Annotated in this window: 17 protein-coding genes; 6 read left to right on the top strand and 11 right to left on the bottom strand. The window is 48.1% G+C overall.

Translation table 11 applies throughout. The features are described from left to right. Window positions 1-2 precede the first annotated feature (2 nt). From hsdR to DQN70_RS02380, 3 genes are all read right to left on the bottom strand, one after another. On the bottom strand, window positions 3-2,387 hold the full coding sequence (gene hsdR, locus DQN70_RS02390; protein ID WP_023940036.1) for an EcoAI/FtnUII family type I restriction enzme subunit R: 2,385 nt from the start codon (window positions 2,385-2,387) through the stop codon (window positions 3-5). Between the two features lie 65 nt (window positions 2,388-2,452). Continuing rightward, entirely contained in the window at window positions 2,453-2,653 is a 201-nt protein-coding gene (locus DQN70_RS02385; RefSeq protein ID WP_023936858.1) for a helix-turn-helix domain-containing protein, read from the bottom strand. A gap of 291 nt (window positions 2,654-2,944) precedes the next feature. Then, window positions 2,945-3,961 carry a DMT family transporter gene (locus DQN70_RS02380; RefSeq protein ID WP_023940037.1) on the bottom strand — a complete coding sequence of 339 codons (1,017 nt, stop codon included), beginning with the start codon at window positions 3,959-3,961 and terminating at the stop codon, window positions 2,945-2,947. Window positions 3,962-4,347: 386 nt separating this feature from the next. On the opposite strand from DQN70_RS02380, the gene DQN70_RS02375 reads away from it, so the two are divergent. From DQN70_RS02375 to DQN70_RS02350, 6 genes are read left to right on the top strand one after another with little or no spacing between them, the layout of a single operon-like run. After that, entirely contained in the window at window positions 4,348-5,208 is an 861-nt protein-coding gene (locus DQN70_RS02375) for a 1-acyl-sn-glycerol-3-phosphate acyltransferase (protein WP_042225821.1), read from the top strand. Continuing rightward, entirely contained in the window at window positions 5,205-6,173 is a 969-nt protein-coding gene (locus DQN70_RS02370; RefSeq protein WP_023936680.1) for a GNAT family N-acetyltransferase, read from the top strand. Before DQN70_RS02375 ends, DQN70_RS02370 begins: the two co-directional genes overlap by 4 nt. Next, window positions 6,160-6,576 carry a YraN family protein gene (locus DQN70_RS02365; protein ID WP_023936679.1) on the top strand — a complete coding sequence of 139 codons (417 nt, stop codon included), beginning with the start codon at window positions 6,160-6,162 and terminating at the stop codon, window positions 6,574-6,576. Before DQN70_RS02370 ends, DQN70_RS02365 begins: the two co-directional genes overlap by 14 nt. A 5-nt stretch (window positions 6,577-6,581) precedes the next feature. After that, window positions 6,582-7,256 (top strand): uracil-DNA glycosylase, encoded by a 675-nt coding sequence (ung, locus tag DQN70_RS02360; RefSeq protein ID WP_023940040.1) that lies wholly within the window; start codon window positions 6,582-6,584, stop codon window positions 7,254-7,256. 25 nt (window positions 7,257-7,281) lie between these two features. Then, window positions 7,282-8,520, top strand: a complete 1,239-nt coding sequence (pepT, locus tag DQN70_RS02355; protein WP_042225822.1) for a peptidase T — start codon at window positions 7,282-7,284, stop codon at window positions 8,518-8,520. Between the two features lie 31 nt (window positions 8,521-8,551). Continuing rightward, on the top strand, window positions 8,552-9,871 hold the full coding sequence (locus DQN70_RS02350) for a phosphatase PAP2 family protein (RefSeq protein WP_052115538.1): 1,320 nt from the start codon (window positions 8,552-8,554) through the stop codon (window positions 9,869-9,871). Window positions 9,872-9,879: 8 nt separating this feature from the next. On the opposite strand, the gene DQN70_RS02345 is transcribed toward DQN70_RS02350, so the two are convergent. The 8 genes from DQN70_RS02345 to DQN70_RS02310 form a co-directional block, all read right to left on the bottom strand. After that, the gene (locus tag DQN70_RS02345; RefSeq protein ID WP_023940043.1) at window positions 9,880-13,221 is read right to left on the bottom strand and encodes a UvrD-helicase domain-containing protein; all 3,342 of its coding nucleotides are present in this window, start codon (window positions 13,219-13,221) and stop codon (window positions 9,880-9,882) included. 17 nt (window positions 13,222-13,238) lie between these two features. Continuing rightward, window positions 13,239-14,099 carry a lysophospholipid acyltransferase family protein gene (locus DQN70_RS02340; RefSeq protein WP_023940044.1) on the bottom strand — a complete coding sequence of 287 codons (861 nt, stop codon included), beginning with the start codon at window positions 14,097-14,099 and terminating at the stop codon, window positions 13,239-13,241. Between the two features lie 7 nt (window positions 14,100-14,106). Continuing rightward, window positions 14,107-15,030: a CDP-alcohol phosphatidyltransferase family protein gene (locus tag DQN70_RS02335; RefSeq protein WP_023940045.1), complete on the bottom strand. Its 924-nt coding sequence runs from the start codon at window positions 15,028-15,030 to the stop codon at window positions 14,107-14,109. 31 nt (window positions 15,031-15,061) lie between these two features. After that, window positions 15,062-15,802, bottom strand: coding sequence for an SDR family NAD(P)-dependent oxidoreductase (locus DQN70_RS02330; protein WP_023936665.1), 741 nt, complete (start codon window positions 15,800-15,802; stop codon window positions 15,062-15,064). Between the two features lie 20 nt (window positions 15,803-15,822). Further along, window positions 15,823-16,314: an adenylyltransferase/cytidyltransferase family protein gene (locus DQN70_RS02325; RefSeq protein WP_023940046.1), complete on the bottom strand. Its 492-nt coding sequence runs from the start codon at window positions 16,312-16,314 to the stop codon at window positions 15,823-15,825. Window positions 16,315-16,347: 33 nt separating this feature from the next. Beyond that, the gene (pdxA, locus tag DQN70_RS02320; protein ID WP_023940047.1) at window positions 16,348-17,445 is read right to left on the bottom strand and encodes a 4-hydroxythreonine-4-phosphate dehydrogenase PdxA; all 1,098 of its coding nucleotides are present in this window, start codon (window positions 17,443-17,445) and stop codon (window positions 16,348-16,350) included. Between the two features lie 70 nt (window positions 17,446-17,515). Then, on the bottom strand, window positions 17,516-18,589 hold the full coding sequence (locus DQN70_RS02315) for a DUF4837 family protein (protein ID WP_052115537.1): 1,074 nt from the start codon (window positions 18,587-18,589) through the stop codon (window positions 17,516-17,518). A gap of 133 nt (window positions 18,590-18,722) precedes the next feature. Next, window positions 18,723-19,682, bottom strand: coding sequence for a DMT family transporter (locus DQN70_RS02310; protein ID WP_023940049.1), 960 nt, complete (start codon window positions 19,680-19,682; stop codon window positions 18,723-18,725). Window positions 19,683-20,266: the final 584 nt, after the last annotated feature.

Here is a 20,266-nt window from a genome sequence, read left to right as displayed (position 1 = left end):
TCTTATGCTATGCTGTATATAAAGGTTTCTAATTCTCTGACCGCTGAGTAATACTGCGCCTTGCCACCAAAGAGCTTCGCAATATGGGCGGGTGTCCCCATTTGGCGGAACGGATCAAGCTGGAGTATTACTGGGTCTTCTAATTGTCTAATGCCACCAACAGTATATTTCTCAAGAAGTGCTTCCAATACCTTGCGAGCTTCGTTGCCGTACTTATTGAAAATATCACGCTTCTTGACCTGCTCTGCACGCTCCCTCCGTGTCAGAGGCTTTTTCCCATAGGCGATATGACAGATAAAATCAAAGTCATCTACGTCACTCAGCCCTTGCTCTTGTTTTAAGGCTTTTAGGTCAATACCACTTTCCTCTAAGAGCTTGGTTATTTCCTCCTTCTTCTTTGCCTCATTCCATCGTTGGATGAAATCATCTAAGTTGGCATAGGTCTCATTGATGTTTCTTTTCGTATAGTCGGTTATGCTTTCCGTGCGGAGCAACTTTCCGTTTGTGTCGTAGACAGAAACTATGCTTTGTAATACTCGGACTTGACAGCCGTCCCTATTTACTATCGATTTCTCGACCTTAGGCTTAGGAGGGCATATACAAGGGTTCTGACCGCAGATATCACAGGGGCAAACACACGGAGACTGTCCACAAGTGCCACAAGGCTGAGGAGGAGTAGGCGTGTCTTTGGGGGGATAGTTATCGTCCACCTCTATTGGTCCATCCCAATCTGGGTCAGCAAAAAGGCGTGTAACATTACGGAAGTCCATAATGGTAAAATGCGTCTTACCGTCTTTTTCTCTAATACGAGTACCACGTCCTACTATTTGCTTAAACTCTGTCATTGAACTGAGACGTTGGTCCAGTACAATAAGTTTGACCATCTTGCAATCAACTCCTGTAGATAGCAACTTGCTTGTAGTGGCAATGACTGGATACGGAGACGACACAGAGATGAAATAATCAAGCTTAGACTGCCCGTAGTTATCGCTTCCTGTGATACGTACTACATAGTCAGGGTTCTTCTTGCACATATCAGCATTAGCATTCACTAAAGCAGTCCGCATATATTCAGCGTGTTGTTCATCTGCACAAAACACAATAGTCTTAGCCATACGGTCTGTGTGCTTGAGAAACTTGGTGATCTGCTCGGCAACTTCCCGATGACGGTCTTGTAGAATGATGTTGTAGTCGTAGTCGGTGTTGTTATATATCCTATCGGGGATTTCATTGCCGTTGATGTCTACCTGTCCTTTAGTAGGACGCCATTCGTCTCCTATGTTCGTAGTGATATTTACCACCTTGAACGGAGCTAAGAAGCCATCTTCAATGCCTTCTTTAAGACTATAAGTATAAAGCGGTTCTCCAAAGTAGGATATAGATGACTGATAAGCCGTCTCTTTTGGGGTAGCAGTCATACCCAGTTGCACAGCTCCTGAAAAATAGTCGAGTATCTCTCTCCAGTTACTGTCATCTTTGGCACTACCTCTATGACACTCGTCCACGATGACCATATCGAAAAACTCGGGCTTAAAGAGTTCTTCGTATTGTTTCTTTCCACCCTGTCCTATGAGTTGCTGGTATAAGGCGAAATAAACTTCATAAGCAGTAATGCCAGAGCCTTGGTCTTGCTGATAGTTTACCTTATGAATCGTTTTATTCAAGGGCTTAAAATCTTGCTGTATCGATTGGTCCACAAGAACATTGCGGTCGGCAAGATAAAGCACCTTCTTTACAAGCCCAGCTTTTAGCAAGCGATACACAATTTGAAAAGCCGTATAGGTTTTACCTGTACCCGTTGCCATTACGAGTAGAAGTCGCTTTTCCCCTTGTGCGACAGCATTAACAGTCAAGTTTACTGCATTGCGTTGATAGTAGCGAGGAGGGAATATATCTTGCCCTGTACAATAAGGTTGCTCAATAACTTTAAGCTCATCCTCAGAAAGTCCCTTCCCCGAGTGGCTCTCTTGAATAAACCGTTGATATAATTCTTCTTTGGTAGGGAACTCGTCCATTGAAAGGCTTCTCTCTTGTCCTGTTAGGAAGTCATACTCTTGAAACCCTTGTCCATTAGAACTATAGGCAAAGGGTATCTTCATCATCTCGGCATATGCCTTAGCTTGCTGTAAGCCATAACTAATCGTATGCTTGGCATCTTTTGCCTCGACTACGGCTATTGGTGTTGCTTTGTTGTAGTAAAGCATATAGTCGGCATACTTGGGCTTGCTCCGAACTACGAGATTACCTTGAAGGTTCATTTTACCATCGGTAAGTTTGACCTTCGCTTCCATTGATATATCATCAAAAGACCACCCCTTAGCCATTATCTGAGGGGTTATGAATTTAAGTTTAATATCTTCTTCTGACATATTGAGCATGTTGTCCATAGGCTTCCTATAAGTTTGTATTATGAGAAGTTTAGCACCATAGTCAAAGCATAAACACAGACTATTTACTTTGAAGGTCTAAGGAGTTCTCGCACATCCACATCCAAAGCATCGGCAACCTCAAGGAGGCTTTCCAATGAAGGCTGCACCTTATTAGAGACCCAGCGAGATACAGTATTTTCTGTACGCCCTGTCTTCTCTGCAAGCCACTTACCAGATACTTGCTTTTCTGCTAATACTGATTTAATCCTATTTATAGCCTTCATCTGTTGATTTGCTTTCTAAAATTGTGGAGTTCACCTACAAAGGTACAACAGAAATAGGCTTATAAATGAAATATTTAGGGAATTATTTAACATACGCAACGATTTTCTTCGATTTCAGTCGTTTTTCATCGGATAATCAGTACCTTTGCGAGTAAGAAGTAAGGGATATTTGTAAAGTTGCAAAATCAAGAAGCAAGAAGCACCTCGCTCGTTTCTTATCCGTTCCCCTTAGCCGAGTAGACACATGATTATATACTCAATATCAATCCATTAACCCTCTTCAATCCGATTTTATGCAGAAGAATCTGAAGGAAGAACACGCTTAGTTGGTAGATTAGTGGCGACAACACCCAACAAAACAAATATCCCACCGATGTAGTGGTAGAGGTGCAGCTCTTCGCCCAGCAAGACAATCCCTCCCATGACAGAAATGACGGGTGATACGTTATTGAATACAGCTACACGCGAAGCCGGTACCACGGAGAGGGCATAGTTGCTGAAAAGGGAAGTAAAAAGAGAAGAGAGAACTCCGAGATAGAGCACAGAATAGATGAAATCAGGGTGTCTGAGAGGAGACACGAATGAGCGCAACGACCCCTCGGAATAGAGATGAAAAACTATTGCTGTAACATTAAACACAAGGCAAGCCATAATGATCATAAAGCCGGTTATGTCCATAGCCTTGTAGTTTTTATTGATCTTACGGCCCAATATGTAGTAGCAAGACACAGCCAATACACAAAGCAGTATCAGCACATATCCTTTGACATTCTCGGTATGTATCGTCACTCCACTGCGAAGGAAAATATAGATAACACCTCCCACAGAAGCCCCTACTCCTACCATCTGGACCCATGAACTTTTTTCCTTGAGAATAGTCATAGCCAGAAGGAGAGTTACGACTGGTATAGTAGCCGACAATATACCAGCTTCGGCAGCTGTGGTATAGAGCAAACCTTGAGCCTGCAGACCAAAAAAGAGAAGAGGATAAAAGAGAGATAATCCCAGCAGTTGCAATACATCTTTGCGATGAAAATGCGGCAACTCTATCAACCGAAAAAGGTAGAGCAACACAAGCACCAGAGTAGCTGCAGTGAAGCGATGGGCCAAAAGGTCGATAGGCTGGGCATTCCGCAGAGCAAGCTTAACAAAGACGAAGGAGAGACCTACGATCATGGTCGAGAGGGTCATACCAATGTAAGCTCTAAACTTCCGATCCCTAAAGAATAGCCTTTTTGTTTTCTTCTCTTTCGGAGAAACAGGGCCTAAGCCCGTTTTTCGTTCAATCGTTTTTTCATTCTTCTGCATAGCAACTCACGAGAATACACCAGAAAGGAGAGCCAGACCTTACATCTCAGGGTATAGTTACTCTCCAAGATATGCCTCTCCCCAAAGTTACCATTCTTCGGGAGATGTCACTCAACCGGAACTACCACGGCTGGATCAGGTCATTTTAAGTTATTGAAACAATGTTCAATCACCTGTTTTATGAGCCCAAAGGAATTTGTGTTGTCCATGGTATCTGGCAAAAAGGCTGAGCTATAGCCTCGAGCAACTCGGTGGCTATGGCAAAATGCTATCTTTGTGTGAGATCTCGCAGTGGTTCTTTGCTTCCCAACAGTCCAATTACAGGGATGCCTCCCTGTCTCCCTTTTGGGGTGAAGAGCCAGTGTGTCGGATACCAGACGACAACTATGCAGAATACACAATTGGTAGATATCGGGACCGTGATAGCGTCCAAGTCCGGTAGGCCTTGGCCCCGCCCCATCGTGTGGACAATAGAGCGTCTGATCCACCAGAATGAAATCAATACAATCCTCTCTCGATACGGCCATCTGCGCGGAGCAGCCTTTATGGCGGCTTTGGTGGACTATTTCTCTGTCTCCGTCTCCTGGCATAATCCGGCCGACTTGCCACAATCCAGCCGTTGCATTTTTGTCTGCAACCATCCGCTGGGGGCATTCGATGGTATTTGTATCTCCCACCTTATCCATAATAGATATGGCAATGTGCGCTATATCGTGAATGATCTGCTCTATCATTTGGAGCCATTGAGACCGATTTTCCTGCCTGTGAACAAGTTTGGCAGACAGGCACGAGAGTCGGTAGAGATGCTGGATGAGGCAATGCAATCGGATTTGCCGGTTGTCACTTTTCCTGCCGGCATTTGTTCGCGCCTAATTGACGGGCGTATACAAGATTTACCCTGGGCCAAAAGTTTCGTGCAGCAGAGTATCCGTTACAACAGACCTATTGTTCCTCTTTTCTTTTCGGGTCGCAATTCTCGATCCTTTTATCGCATAGAACGTTGGCGTAAAGCCCTGGGAATTCGATTTAATCTCGGGACTGCTCTCTTACCACACGAGATGTTCGGTGTTCGGGGCAAATCCTTCGAGATATTTGTAGGTAAGCCTATTACTCCCGAAGAGTTGAGCCGAGACAAACGTCCGGCGATAGAGATAGCACAGGACATTCGCCGTCGTGTGTATATGTTGGATCGTACAAGACCGACACAGCAAGTTTCAAACCCTACCAATTCCTCCCATCATTTATGAGTACCACAGACAGTCAGCCTCAGCCACTGATCCCGGCCATAGAGCCGGATTTTCTTATTGCCGAACTCAATCCAGAGCTTCGTCTCAGGCGCACCAACCGAGGAGGGAATGAGATTTACGTTTTCCATGCCTCTCAGGCTCCCTATACAATGCAGGAGCTGGGACGTCTACGCGAGGAGGCCTTTCGATACCATGGAGGAGGGACAGGAAAATCTTGTGATATAGACGAATATGATTTAGATGCGGACGGTTATTTGCAGTTGATAGTCTGGGATCCGGTCGATCGAGCAATTATAGGAGGATACCGTTTTATGCTCGGAGACCGAGTAAAGGTAGGTACCGATGGGGTACCCAAGCTGGCAACAGCGGAGCTGTTCCGGTTCAGCCCGAAGTTTATCGAAGAATACCTCCCCTATACAGTGGAGCTGGGGCGTTCGTTTGTGGCCAAAGGCTACCAGTCTACCGAGAAAGGTAGTAAGGCGATTTTTGCATTGGATAATCTATGGGACGGCATCGGTGCCCTCACCGTGGAGTACCCACAAATCAGGTATTTCTATGGCAAAGTGACGATGTACACCCATTACAATAGAGAAGCACGCAATTTGTTGCTCTATTTCCTACGCAAGCATTTTGCCGACACAGAGAAGCTCATCACCCCTATCGTCCCTCTGCAGATAGAGATAGACGAGGCGAGGGCTGAGAGTCTTTTCCCCTCCGATGATTATTCGGAGAACTACAAAGTCCTCAACCGGATCATACGTGCACTGGGGATCAGCATACCTCCACTGGTAAATTCTTACATGAATCTCTCTCCGGAAATGAGAGTCTTTGGCACCGTCTTCAACGAACATTTCGGTCAGGTCGAAGAGACCGGTATCTTCATCGCTGTGGATCGGATACTCGACGAGAAGAAGAAGCGACATATCGAGTCCTATCGCAAGGAGAAAGCCAATGGCAAGGCATAACCTTTTGGGAGAAAGAGGAGAAGAAGCTGCCCGGAATTTGTTGCAAGCCAAAGGCTACAGGCTTCTGGAGTGTAATTGGGTCTGGAGTAGTAAAGAGATCGATATTATCTGCCAAGACCACTCTTATATCGTATTTGTGGAAGTCAAAACCCGCACCGAGGGAACGGCCTTCTCTGCTCATAAGGCCATAGACCGGCAGAAGATCTACAACATCGTAGTCGCAGCCAATCATTACATACGGACAAGTGGAACCTCACTGAGAGTGAGATACGATATCGTAGATGTAATTGCTCATACCGATGGCACATTAACTCTCAATCATACTGAGGCCGCTTTTCATCCCCCGATGATGAGACAAACCTATCGGGCTTTACATCACAGAAGTCGAAATAAGAACAAGTAAGTACCATGAGAGTAGATGTACGTATGGAAGAGGGTTGGAAAAAAGCCCTCGATGAAGAGTTTGGGAAGTTGTACTTCGAGATTTTGACCTCTTTTGTTCGCTCGGCTTACTGTAGCGGTCAAGCAATTTATCCTCCAGCCCGGCATATCTTCCGGGCTTTTGATGTTTGCCCATTCGAGAAAACTCGTGTGGTAATCCTCGGGCAGGATCCCTATCATGAGCCGGGGCAGGCAGAGGGCTTGGCCTTTTCGGTGCCATCCGGTATCAGCACCCCTCCGAGTTTGCGAAATATTCTCACCGAGATACAAAATGATTTGGGGCAACCTTCCCAGCTTGCCTCAGCCCACTTGGGACCCTGGGCCGAGCAAGGTGTATTGTTGCTCAATGCCACCCTTACGGTAGAAGCTCACCGTGCCGGATCTCATCAGGGCAAAGGTTGGGAGACTTTCACCGATGCTGCAATCGAGGCTCTGGCCAAACAGCGAGAACACGTGGTATTCATGCTTTGGGGGAGCTATGCTCGTCGGAAAGCTGCCATGATAGATCGGAGTCGTCATTTAGTACTCGAGGCCCCTCACCCTTCGCCTCTGTCGGCCCATCGAGGCTTTTTCGGTTGCAAACATTTCAGTCAGGCGAATGCCTATTTGCAAGATCATGGGTTTGAACCCATCGTTTGGTAGTTGTATGGCAATAGAAGCAAAGAGTATGAGTTTGTTGGAGCGTTTTCTTCGCTATGTGGCAGTAGATACACAGAGTAACGAGGGGAGTACCGATTTCCCTTCTACAGCCAAACAGCTGAATTTGCTGAATATGCTTGCCGAAGAACTGAGAGATCTGGGCTTGCAAGACGTAAAAATGGATCAGTACGGCTATGTGACAGCCGGCGTCCCGGCTTCTCCGGGTATGGAGAATGCCCCCGTGATAGGCTTGATTGCCCATGTCGATACTTCACCCGACATGATCGGCTGTGAGGTTAAACCTCAGATCATCGAGAATTATGATGGGCAGGATATAGCTCTCAATCCCCAATTGACCATGCGTGTAGCCGACTTCCCTGAATTGGCAACTTTGCAAGGTCATACTCTCATCACTACAGATGGGACCACCCTGCTCGGGGCAGACGACAAAGCCGGAGTGGCCGAAATAATGACTGTGGTAGAGCTGTTGCAGACTCAGCCTGAACTAAAACACGGTCCTTTGCGCATCGGATTTACCCCGGACGAAGAAATAGGGCGAGGAGTCGATCATTTCGATGTCCCGGCTTTCGGGGCCGACTTCGCCTATACTATAGATGGTGGCTACGAAGGAGAGATCGAGTATGAGAATTTCAATGCCGCCTCAGCCAAAATAGATATTCGTGGGCGCAATGTCCACCCCGGCTATGCAAAAGGAAAGATGATCAATGCTCTGCAGCTGGCCATCGATCTGCATAGCCAACTACCCGAAAAGATGAGGCCGGAGTGTACCGAAGGATACGAAGGATTCTATCATCTACATGCACTTTCGGGTAGTGTGGAGCAGGCACAAATGAGCTATATACTGAGAGATCACGACAGGTCCGCCTTTGAAGAAAAGAAAGCCCTCCTTACCCAACTTGTGGAAAAGATATCAGCCCTACATAGCGGAGCTTCCATAAAGCTGGAATTGGAGGACCAATACTACAATATGCGTGAAAAAGTAGAGCCTTACCCTCAACTAATCGACAAGGCTCTCGAAGCCATGAAACATTGTGGTGTATCTCCACGACTCAAGCCCATACGGGGGGGTACAGACGGGGCACGTCTCTCTTTCATGGGCCTACCCTGTCCCAATCTCTTTACCGGAGGGATGAATTTTCACGGCAGGTATGAGTATGTCTCATTCACCTCTATGCAGCGAGCTGTCGATACACTCCTGCATTTGCTTGCTCTTTGGGGGCAGGCGGAGAAAGAGGGTAGACAGTAGACGGCTTTTGTATAAAATCTTGCTTCTCCCAATGAGATTCCTTTTTCGCCTTATAGCACCGTGGCTCCTATTGTTGCCCTTTACTGTATCTTCTCAGCAGCCAAGCTGGGTTGTACAAGGGCGTGCGGATAGTCTTCACAGACAGTTTCTCAAGGATGTACAGGCAGGAGCATTAGTAGGGAGTGGGCTCGACTATCATCACTTGTTTATCCCCGCAGCTCCGATGATGCTGACCAGCCTCATTGCTCCGGATTCCACAGTACGCAGTATTCGTAATTTGCACCTGCGGCAGTTTCGCAATCACTATGATGATTATGTGCAACTGATCCCTCTTGTTGCTCAACTCGGTATGCGCACAGCCGGCATAGAGGGGCATAGCCGGCATATATGGCAAACTCTTACAGCAGACCTCACAGCCGCCGTTTCCACCGCCATTATCGTTAATTCCCTCAAATACTCAATCGGACGTACCCGGCCGGACGGATCGAGCAATAATAGTTTTCCCTCAGGACATACGGCTACAGCTTTCATGTCCGCCCACCTTTTTCAGCGTGAATATGGAGCTCGGTATCCCCTCTTGGGCTCTGTGGCATATTTCTCCGCTTTGACGGTAGGTGTGGGACGGGTGCTAAATAATAGACACTGGGCTGGTGATGTCCTTTTCGGTGCCGGTGCCGGTATCTTTTCGGCCGAGCTGGGCTATATTGTAAGTGACCTGATTTTCTCTCCCGAAAAACCTCGGATCGTGTGGTTTCCACCAAGAGACGAAGTCCCCAAATCTGGGATGGAGCTGGATATATCTTCCCTCAACATTGTCGATGGCTTTTTGGGATTTGTAGCCGGTTTGCATCACCATAGCAATCCGATAAGTGCCACACTGCACTATCGTTTTAACTCCCGATGGCGATTGGGTACTGGTATTTCGCCCTCTGTAGAATATGTAACAGAGCAGGCTTTGCCCGAAGAGTTGCGCCCCAAGGAAAATCTTTCGATACCGATCAAGCGCATAGCATTTGTGTTGCAGGGGGACTATGATTATCTCTTCAACTCTTTATGGGGCATGAGGGTTTCCGCCTCTTTGGGGCTATCCATGCCAGGGCAAGTAGACCTTTCCGAGCCTCACCCATTGCGCATGAGCCATTCGATAGCTCCTTCTTTCAGCCTCGAATTGGGGTCTTTTGTTCGTTTGTCCTCTCTTTTTGAGCCATTTGCGATGATAGGCTTCTACCACCAACCTCTCCACCTGAAAATCACAGACATACAAGCGATACCTCTGGAGAGACATTTACACTCAAAACACGCATCCGGCTTCCACCCTCTGTTCCGAGCCGGGTTTACAATCCATTATTAAGATCACTATTATTCGACTGCAGGGCGGACTTCCTCTATCTCGTTGGCATCGACATAGAGGATATAGGCACTCACCGATGGGTAACCCATGGCTTCGACCAAACCACGGTAGCGATTGAGCTGTCTGGCGTAGGCTTGTCGTTTCTTACCGAACTTATAATCCACAATTATGGCTGTATGTCCATCGGGATATAGCATAACTCTGTCCGGACGATAGGTTTCCCCTCTTCTCCCCGCTACAATAGCTACCTCTCGTAGTACCCTCAAATGGCCATCAAACCAGCTTATCACCAATGGATGCTCCATTATCTCGTGGAGCTTCGTCTTTGTTTCTTCTACTTCTTGATATGGGATAAGCCCCTCGACAATCGCTTTCTCGATAGCCGAATCCAAGTCTTTGGTTGTTTCTGTCTGCTCCAGTACATAGTGCAAGGCTCTACCTCTTGCTATGGCATCGACCTGCTCTCCGGAAGTATAATGGTCGGCTTCACGCTTGATTTTCAATTTCCGGCTGAGTAGATGGGGGTCAAGACTGTCTCGAGTATTTGTGATACGGAGATTTATTTGCTCTACTTGTTGTTTCTGTACGGGTCGATAGACTGGTAGAGCAAGGTCTGTAATCAACTCCTCCCCAAGCCTGTGCAAAGTATATAGAGAGCTATTGCTATTTACATCCACCTCAAGGCTGTCTATTATGATCTGCTGGACAGTTTGTTGTGGCGGTTTTTCACTTTTGCTCTCTTTGCCCTTGTGTGTATTTATCCAAATATGAAGTTCGTCCTTTGCTCTGGTCGTCAGTACATAGAGGAGGTTCAGGTTGTCGATAGCACAGTTGATTCGCTCCTGAGCATCATATTCGGCAAAGAGCGTGCTGCTCAAGCCAGAGTTCATCGAAAGGGGGACGTGGCTCAACCGGTGGAAGCGATCGTCTTTTATTTGCTGCGTCGTGCACCAGATGATTTGACCATTAGCCTTTTTGTAGTCAATATCAATGCCCCAATCGGCATAGGGCAAGAGAACTACCGGAAATCCAAGCCCTTTGGACTTGTGGATAGTGAGGATATGAATGGCATTGGCATTAGCCGGAGATTCGATACAGCTGCTCGCACTCTTGCTCTCCCACCAGCTCAAAAACGAGCGTAGGTCAGGAAGGCCATGCTCCAAGTACTCGGAAACCAGATCGAGAAAAGCCAACACATAGGGCTGTTCGCTGCTCTCCATTTTTTCTCCGATCATGGCAATCAACATCTCTACCATATTGGGCAGATCGGTGCGTGCTATCTGCAATAATCTCTCTGTTTCTTGTGGCGAAAAATCGGCCTGCTTGTATTCATTATAGTGCAGGGCGGCCTCTGCTCGCTCTCTGTCTCCGATTCGTATAAAACTTTGGTAAGCACTCTTGCGCAAATTCTCATCCGAGGGGCCTGCCAAGAATGCCATTGCATCTGTCAAAAATCGCACACTGGGAGAGGACTTGACAGATAAAGCCTCCGATGACAGGACATTGAGGGTAATATGCGGAAAGGAGCGGTTATAGTCTGGATACTCTTTCTGCCAGGACATCAGATAGGTCGCTATCCGGCCTGCGTCTTTCCGGTCTCGCACCAATATGGCTATATCCGATGCCTGCACTCCTCGTTTTTGTATGTCTATGAGCGTTTCGGGCAGAGAACAAAGGACATCATCAGCAGCCTCTTCTGCCTCTTGTTGCTCGGTCTCTTCGGACTGGGGATGGCTCGAATCGTATAGATGCAGTACGACAGCCCCTTCTTCATCCGATTGGCGCGCAACCACCTGCTTCTGCCCTTCATAAGCAGCAACTATCGGCTCCAACATACACTCCAACTTATGCTCCGGCAAAATTTCCTCTTCTGTCCGAAGCCTTTCCCTCATAAAATCCCTCACCAGAGAGGGAGCCTTTCCGTAGAGAGCATTATTGAAAGAGACGATTTGGGGCAAGCTGCGCCAGTTTTGTTGCAGATTGAACAAGCGATAGCAGTCTGCAAAGTCTTTCGGAAGTTGTTCGCTCAGGATGCTGCGATCTGCATTCCTGAAACGGTAGATACTTTGCTTTACGTCCCCAACGATCAGATTGAACCAGCTGTGAGATACCCCTTCTTCCAACAACGGCTTGAGGTTGTCGTACTGCTTACGACTGGTATCTTGAAACTCGTCTATCATGTGGTGCTTGATCGTACTGCCAAGTCGCTCGTATATAAAAGGGGTATCGCAATTGTCTATAATGCGAGATATCAGACTTGTACTATCCGATATTAGCATCGTATTTTCCTCATCCGAGAGTTGCTGTATAGATAGCTGCAAGTCTCGGAGGATACCAAGACGGAAAAGATTCTCAAGTACAGCTTTGGCCGACAGATAGAGAGGATATTTGCTGCGGAACAGCTCTATGTAGGAGGCTATAAGCTCCACCAACTTCAATACCAGGGGATCTTCTTCGGAAATTTTGCCCAAGCTGTCTTTGGATAAAATCTCTCCATCGACAAACTTCTTCATCCTACTTGTCGGCTCCTTTATCTCTTTTTTTACAACAAGGGAGTTGTACAGAGAGGCCGGAGCGGAGGTCGAACCCCATTTGAAGTCACTCGGGTGAAATGTGGCAGAGTCGAATATCGCCTGCAGTACTTCGGCATGATCGTTCAGTTCGGATTCAAAACTTTCGATGATGCCGCTCATGTCTTTCCGATAGGCCTCTATCAACTCCCGTTCGGGAAGTCTGCTGTTCTCCGCCTCCAATAGACCTTCTTTGAAAAGCTCCCGGCCAAGTCTTTTGATTTCACCTATCACATTATGGCCCTTGCCTCGGTTGATCATATCTCGCCCGAGCCTTCTGAGCCAAATGCTCAGGTCTCGGTTTTCGCCCAAGTCAAGTTGGGTGATCAGCTGCACGGCAGATCGCTCCAATACATCATTCTGATCAAGCTCTACACGAAAACTCCCTCTAATTCCTAACTCTCGAGCAAAACCCCTAATTACTTCCTGAAAAAACGAGTCGATGGTCTTAACGCGCAAATAGCTGTAACCGGACAAAATCTCCGACAAGACCTCCCCTGCCCTATGCGACAGTTGCTCCATGCTGCCATGAAAAAGAGACAGCAATTCCTCCCGGAAAGGCGAAACCTCGGGATTGGTATGCAAGGTGTGCAGCTCGGAGAGGATACGCTCCTTCATCTCCGCTGTGGCCTTGTTGGTAAAAGTAATGGCTTGTATTTGTCGGAAAGAAGTGCTGTTTTGCAAAGCCAGCCGAAGAAATTCACCCGTAAGTGTGTGTGTCTTGCCAGATCCGGCAGAAGCACTGTACACAGAAAGAGAAGGCTTGGTAGGGGCAGACATACAAGACTCGGAGTGGCTTATTCTTGGCGACGGTCTCGCTTGGGACGCAGGGCATAGGTTCGATCGTAGAGAAACAGAGACAACTCATGGGCCTTTCCCTTGAATTGACGGATCGTTTCGGCACTGATTGGCTCTCCTATATAAACATGGAAGGTATGTCCTCTCTTGTTGAATAGCTCTGCCGGTATGCGTAGAGAGCGTATGGCCCAACTGAGCCAGCCGAGAAAATGGAAATACAAGCTGTTGCGCCCATGGAAATAAATGGGATAGACGGGAACCGGCTTATGCAGGATGATCTTGGAGCAACTGTCTTGCCAAGGAACATCCATCACACTGTTGAAACGTGCATTGTATATCGAGATCCCTCCGGCCGGGAAAAAACCTACCGGATGTCCTTCCGAAAGACGATTTATCAGCTCTCTCAGTCCCGAGGCATTGTCTTCTCTGCTACTGCCTCCACTAATTCCCTTGGGAGGCTTAACTGGTATGAAACTGTCTTTGAGACAGCCGATCTGACTCAAAAACCCATTTACCAAAACCCCATAGTCAGGACGAACAGATCCGACAATATCAATGAGCATAATACCATCCACCGAGCCAAAAGGATGGTTGGAGACTGTCACAAAGGCCCCATCTTGCTTCATTTGCTCCAGACGCTCCGCCCCATGGAGCACATAGCGCACATCAATAGCCGGATCGGAGAGGGCCGCACGAGCAAATTCGGCTCCCCGCAAATGGATATGCCTGGCGTGTACTTCGTTGATGTCTACAATCTTGAGTCGCCTGAGTATGGTACGTATCAGGCGACGGATGCCGGGCTTATCCACAGCCGGGAAAAGCTCATACACATCTTGTTCGGAAAGGACATCTTTCTTCATTTTGCCGTCACGCTGCTGTGGCCAGCTTCTTGCACATTGCTTCGTGCTTGGAGATACTCAGCACCAGCACGACATTGAGCACCACAAACTCATAAATGAAATAGAGCCACACCTGCCCCAGCAGAACGAACACAAACAGAGGTATCGAGCGACCATTGAAAGTAAGCAGATCCAATACTTTCATCACTTTTTGGCTGCCACTCCGGAATGCTTTGCGCTGCTCCTGTGGTATGCCTGCTGCCCCATATTGCTCCAAGAGTTTGCGCAAATAGGATTGCAGGTGAGGGGAAAAGAATTCTTGCACGGAAGTATAAACAAGGTAAGCCGAGGTCAGTACTCGATTGATACCGGGCCTCATCCGACACAGACGATTGCGGATCTCATCCGAGGATTCAAAATCTCGCCCTTTCTCCGGGGAGATAAAAAACAAATGGATCGTCTTGTAGTAATCCGTAACAGCAGCCTGCACCAAATGACTGAAGCCGGAGAGGATTGCCATGGCAAGGAAGAGGATCCACCCCTTTCCATTGAGCCAAGTGGCATGCTCATGCGAAAGCCTTACCACAAGGCAGATATAGATGCAGGCAAACCAAATGTCTCCAGCCAGACCATCCAGAATACGACCGACTTCGCTCTTGATACCCGTAAGCCGAGCAAGCTGACCATCCACACAATCCATGATATTGGCTGCAACCATACAGGCGATACCGACAAAAGCCCACCACAAAGGTTCGGAATGAACGAAGCTCAACCCGCCCCCCAGACCTACGAATATAGAGACTATGGTAACCATATTGGGGGTTATGCCTGTGCCTTTGAGTGCCATTGCCAGGCGATAACCTATCGGGCGGTAGAATTGGCGGTCCAACCAATTCTCTGTTTCAATTGATTTGAGCGAAGACAGATAGCTGTCTTTTGTATTATTCTCCATATACGATTTGTGTATTCAGAGCCTGCTTCTCTCAGGCGTAGGCATACCCTCCGCTGAGCTGTAATATCTCGCCATTGCAATAGTTGTTCTGGAGCAAAAAGAGATATGCTTCGGCAATTTCTTCGGGCAGGGCAAAGCGGTGTACAGCCACTTTCCGTTCTATATTTTTCCGGATCGCTTCCGGTTTCCCCTTTTGCCAATCGGTGTCTACAAAACCCGGGGCCACACCACAGACACGGACCCCATAGGGCTCAAGGTGCTTGACCAGATTGTGCACCAAAGCATGTACGGCCGATTTGCTCACTCCATAAGGTAGAGCCATGCCATGTGGCTGTACGGCCATCATCGAGCCGGTGAAAATCACCGCACTACCCTTTTGCAGCAATGGCAACAGACGCTGCAGCAGGAAGGTTGGGTAGTGAACATTGGCTACAAACACCTGAGACCAGTCCTCGTAGCTAATCTCCTCGAAAGGAGAGCGGCAAGTGATGCCGGTATTGAGAATCAAGCCACTCAAACCCTCCGTGTGTTGGTGGACAGCCTGCTTCACCGTCTCTATCGTCCGCAGGTCGGTTCCATCGGCCTGTATTATTTGTACATCGGAAGCTCCGTCTTGCAAGCAAAGAGTACATGCTTTCTCCGCCGCTTCGTGATCATGCCCATAGGTGAGCAGTAGTCGATAGCCCTCTTTGGCCAATCGGCGGGCGACAGCCAAGCCTATCCCCTTACTCGCCCCGGTTATCAGTACGGTTTTGTCGGTCAGATTCTCCATCCTACCCTATCGATCTATATTTATTCCTTGCTCACCTTCTCCAGACTGGCTCCATGCGAATGCAGCACCGAATGCGGTTTTTGCTGCTGTTCGTTTCGGAGTTGGTGTTCATAACTCTCGTGGATAGCTTTCTTGATGTTGCTGGAAGAAACACCTGTGCCATAGGGGAAGTAGAATACCTGCACCCCCAGATCCTTGAGATAGTCGTATTTGCCGTTCCAGTCATCTCCCACCACAAAAGCGTCTATATTGAGCTTTTTTACGATCTCGGTGTGGTCGAGCGTATGCTGGGGAATCACAATATCCGGAGTTTTGAGAGCTTCGAGGATCTGCATTCTCTCGTTGAAAGGAATGATCGGAGGAGCTTTGTAGGAGGATACCAGTTCGTCCGTACTCACCCCCACAATAAGGATATCAGCCAATGCTCTGGCGTAGTTGATCATCCTAAGATGATTGTAGTGGAACATATCGAATGTTCCCGAAGTGTACACAATGGTCTTGTCCTTAAACATATCGCTGATTTTTATCTTTTGTCTGCTCTTTGGTTACTCCTCCCCTCCGGGTGGTGTTTCGAGCTTTTCGTTATCGTTCCCTTTCTCGAAATAAGTTTTTCTCAAGGGAGACTTCGTTGCCTCCTGATAGCGACTGCGAGCCCGGTAAATATCAATTGCCGCATAGACGGCCGAGCGCAGAGATTCCTCACTGGCAACCCCTTTGCCCACAATGTCGTACCCGGTGCCATGGTCGGGAGATGTGCGTACAAAAGGTAGATTGGCGGTGAAATTGACCCCTCTATTCATATATAAGGCCTTGAATGGAGCCAACCCCTGATCGTGATAGATGGCCAATATGGCATCGAAACGCATCGACGAATCCGAACCCCAAAAACCATCTGCGGCATAGGGGCCGAAGCACAGGATATGCTCCCGCTGGGCTTGCTCCAAGGCTGGGAGAAGAATACGCTCCTCTTCATCCCCCATCAGCCCATGATCCGAAGCATGCGGATTGACAGAGAGGAGAGCTATGCGAGGCTTGACTATGCCGAAGTCCTGTATCAGGCTATGCTCCATCTGTTGCAGTTTGTCTACGATCAAATCCACGGAGAGATGCTGTGATACCTCCTGCAATGCACAGTGGGTTGTGGCCAGAGCCACCCGGCATTCATCGCTAAAGAGGATCATCAAGCCCCGGGCCTCTGCTCCGCATTTGTGTGCCAAGTAGTCGGTATGCCCTTTGAATGGAAATACATCGACCGGCATAGCCGATTTGTTGATCGGAGCTGTCACCAAGGCATCGCACTGCCGACTCTTGATGTCGGACATTGCCCTCTCGAGAGCTGCCAAAGCAGCCATACCACTCGTGCGATTGGCTTCCCCGGGCTGTACCTGTATTTGTTCGCCACATACATCTATCAGATTGACCTGCCCCGGACGTGCTTCCGAGGCCTGAGAGATCAATTGCCATGGCTCACTCTCTATCTGTAGCGCATCGCGCCAGTACTTCTCTACCACGGCTGAGCCATACACGATTGGGCAAAACAGCTCTGCAAACATCGGCTCCGCAAAGGCTTTGAGCAAAATTTCATAGCCAATGCCATTAATATCTCCGTGTGTGATAGCTATGCGTAGAAGGTTCTTTTCCATTGTTTTATTGTAGAGTGATCTGTTTGGTATTGCTTCGGGAAAGAGGTGACTCCCATGAGCAACAATTCCTTTAGAACACCGGAGAATAAGTCATCTTTTTGAGACCTTCGGGATTGAAATCCTTTTGAGCTCTCTTCCTAAAAGTATAGAGCGAAGCCTCCATCATTCGTATCAGGTTGCGTTTGGGTTCGTTGGGGTGATAGACAAAGCCCTCTGCTACGTATACCAAACCGCTCTCCTTGTCGTATGTAGCCTGACAGACAAAGGGGCCTCCCATCATGCCTCCGCCTGTCATTTTCCACAGCCCTCGAAGTTCGGAGCGCATCTGCCCTTTTTCGGGACCGAAGACATAGCGATGATAGAGGTTGAAGCCGGTCTCGGTAGAGGGGTACGACCCTTCGTCCCCTCCCTCTATATTCTGCCTTAGCACGGAATCTCGTACTTCTATCATACGATCCATTTCCAAATCCCTTTTGCTGCGGTAGGGATATGTATAGACCAACAAATCGTGTCGCTTGGACGCTGCATTGTTAGACATCCACAAGAAGTCTTTCCCTACTTTGTAGCTGCGAATATCCTTAGGGACATTGATCCGATAGCCGAACATACTGTCTACTTTTTGCATGGCTGTGGGGCTGAACTCATCGTGCAGCAGATCCGCAAAGCGGTAGAACTCATGCCGCAAAACCAGATTTACCAAAGCCTCCCCTTTGTCCTTTATATAGGAGACAATCGAATCGGCGTTTGGGCTGGTCATCTTCACAAGCATCTGTCCCTTGGCCCAAACGTTGTAGTCGAACTTGACCGAGGTGGTTGTAAAGCGCGACTCATCGACTTCTACATACATCACGTTGCGCACATAAGTCAAGAAACCGCTAAACCCCTCTATAGTACTGCGAGAGACCTTAAACAGCGGCTCGTCTTGTGGCAATGCGGGCACCGACTGCGCAAGCAGGTCTTCGACAGCCCGGCCGGCAGCCCCCGACAACTGCTCGTTGTCCATCACCAGCAAAATTTCTCCCGGCATACCGGTAGCCTTCAGATAGCTGCTACTGCCACTGTTATTACAAGAGATATGCGATAGCAGAAAACAAAAGATTGCCGACAAAGCAGCAAGACTTCTAATGCAGGGACAAAACTTCATGGTTTGTATCTTTTGTCTGATTATCTCTCCAAAGGTAGTCACTTTTGGCGTACTCCGAAGTTCTTTTGCCACAGCCACTCCCGATGCCGATTTCAGCCCTCAAAAAGCGATTGAGAGAGGGCTTGTCTTGGGGCTAAGAGCCTTCTACGGATCGTCGGGTGATTTTCCGCTTGAGGTGACGGATGTAATTACGGACTTTTTGCTCCAACCCTCCGGACAAGACCGTGAGTAACACAGCTGCCAGGATAAACAAAATACCTACATAGCCGGAGGCCGGGATTTTCTCATCGAAGAAGCTGACGCCTACCAACACAGCCGTAAGTGGCTCCATGGCTCCCAACACGGCCGTGCGAGTAGCCCCGATTTGCTGCACTGCCACCACCAGCGCAATGTTGGAAATGACCGTAGGCACGAGGGCCAACAGCAGGATATTGATCCAGGAGGTATAATCCGGCAAAGCTGCCACCTGCCCATGTGCCACAAGTGTGTTGATCAGGCTCCCTCCGGCTGCGATCAGCAGAACCCAAAAAGAGAGCAACCTGCCGGACATACTACGAACAGCGGAGTGGTGCACCACAACGATGTAGAGAGCATACGACAGTCCTGAAGCCAGTACCACGAGAAAGGCCCAAAAGGTCATGCTAATACGCCCGGTATTCTCCCAAAGCCCCATGAGGAAAGAGACACCCGGCACAGCCAAACACATAGCCAACAAGGTAACGACCCCAATGCGCTCTCTGAAAAACAAGAAGAGTATAATGCTCACAAAGAACGGGTACATATAGTGAATCACCGTGGCGATACCCGAGGACATCTGCGAATACCCCCAGAACAGCAGCATAGCCGAAGCGGTGTATAATCCGCCTAATATCAGCAAAGGAGGCAGCTCTCGCCTATTGATCCGGAAACTCCCTCCATTAGCTAAGTGAATAGCCCCGAGCATAAGCGAAGCGAAAAGAAAACGGTAAAAGACAACCGTCTCGTGTGGCACACCCAATTTTAGGATAGGGAGTGAAAAGAGAGGTATAAGACCGAAAGAGGCCGAAGAGAGGATCCCGATCAGCCAACCAGTAGATTTGGAGGGTCGATTCATGCTACAAAGGTAGTCATAGAGACCTTTGCTTGGGCGAGTTAAATTCTCAAAGTATTCTCGGGCTTAGCCCTTGTATCTTTTTGTTTTCTTTTGTGTCTTTTTGTTTTGGCTTTGAGGTGTTTTTTATGCCCGAATTGGGGACTTTTTCCAAGGATTTTCCCTCCTCTTTTTGATGCTGACGGGAGACATTTTTTGCTGACACGGGAGAAAACAAAAATTCTCTCCTGAGGAAAAATAATTCTCTCCTGTGTTAGCAAAATTTTTCTCAGGAGAGAATTTCGACCCTCTCAGAACGCCCTATTCATCGGTGTTTTGGGAGAGCAATTCGGAGCATATAAGAGGGAGATATATCCACCCCTATACGGAACTCTTTTTTCCTCCTTTTTCCTCGATTTTTGCCTCGAGAAGAATTTACAAAACATGTCTATTCCGAGAGGATAAAATAGGAGCTTCTTGACTGCATTCTGATTGCTCAGCTGCTCTTTGTGAGATTCACGGGAAGGGTTGTTGCATGAGGACACGATGATTTCATGGAAAGCAGCTGTAACAGCCTCTTAGATCTGCCCACACATTGTGCACAGGAG

Origin of the sequence: Porphyromonas crevioricanis, from assembly GCF_900476255.1 — a bacterium.
Lineage (GTDB): Bacteria > Bacteroidota > Bacteroidia > Bacteroidales > Porphyromonadaceae > Porphyromonas > Porphyromonas crevioricanis.
Note: the sequence above shows the minus strand (reverse complement) of the source record. Positions and strands in the feature narration are given on the sequence as shown.

Excerpts from the sequence above, each read along its gene's own strand:
- pdxA (WP_023940047.1), bottom strand. The coding sequence starts at position 17,445 with ATGGAAAAGAACCTTCTACGCATAGCTATCACACACGGAGATATTAAT.
- DQN70_RS02375 (WP_042225821.1), top strand. The coding sequence starts at position 4,348 with ATGCAGAATACACAATTGGTAGATATCGGGACCGTGATAGCGTCCAAG.
- hsdR (WP_023940036.1), bottom strand. The coding sequence starts at position 2,387 with ATGGACAACATGCTCAATATGTCAGAAGAAGATATTAAACTTAAATTC.
- DQN70_RS02385 (WP_023936858.1), bottom strand. The coding sequence starts at position 2,653 with ATGAAGGCTATAAATAGGATTAAATCAGTATTAGCAGAAAAGCAAGTA.
- DQN70_RS02315 (WP_052115537.1), bottom strand. The coding sequence starts at position 18,589 with ATGAAGTTTTGTCCCTGCATTAGAAGTCTTGCTGCTTTGTCGGCAATC.
- DQN70_RS02370 (WP_023936680.1), top strand. The coding sequence starts at position 5,205 with ATGAGTACCACAGACAGTCAGCCTCAGCCACTGATCCCGGCCATAGAG.
- DQN70_RS02340 (WP_023940044.1), bottom strand. The coding sequence starts at position 14,099 with ATGAAGAAAGATGTCCTTTCCGAACAAGATGTGTATGAGCTTTTCCCG.
- ung (WP_023940040.1), top strand. The coding sequence starts at position 6,582 with ATGAGAGTAGATGTACGTATGGAAGAGGGTTGGAAAAAAGCCCTCGAT.
- DQN70_RS02325 (WP_023940046.1), bottom strand. The coding sequence starts at position 16,314 with ATGTTTAAGGACAAGACCATTGTGTACACTTCGGGAACATTCGATATG.
- DQN70_RS02330 (WP_023936665.1), bottom strand. The coding sequence starts at position 15,802 with ATGGAGAATCTGACCGACAAAACCGTACTGATAACCGGGGCGAGTAAG.
- DQN70_RS02365 (WP_023936679.1), top strand. The coding sequence starts at position 6,160 with ATGGCAAGGCATAACCTTTTGGGAGAAAGAGGAGAAGAAGCTGCCCGG.
- DQN70_RS02310 (WP_023940049.1), bottom strand. The coding sequence starts at position 19,682 with ATGAATCGACCCTCCAAATCTACTGGTTGGCTGATCGGGATCCTCTCT.
- DQN70_RS02350 (WP_052115538.1), top strand. The coding sequence starts at position 8,552 with ATGAGATTCCTTTTTCGCCTTATAGCACCGTGGCTCCTATTGTTGCCC.
- DQN70_RS02345 (WP_023940043.1), bottom strand. The coding sequence starts at position 13,221 with ATGTCTGCCCCTACCAAGCCTTCTCTTTCTGTGTACAGTGCTTCTGCC.
- pepT (WP_042225822.1), top strand. The coding sequence starts at position 7,282 with ATGAGTTTGTTGGAGCGTTTTCTTCGCTATGTGGCAGTAGATACACAG.
- DQN70_RS02335 (WP_023940045.1), bottom strand. The coding sequence starts at position 15,030 with ATGGAGAATAATACAAAAGACAGCTATCTGTCTTCGCTCAAATCAATT.
- DQN70_RS02380 (WP_023940037.1), bottom strand. The coding sequence starts at position 3,961 with ATGCAGAAGAATGAAAAAACGATTGAACGAAAAACGGGCTTAGGCCCT.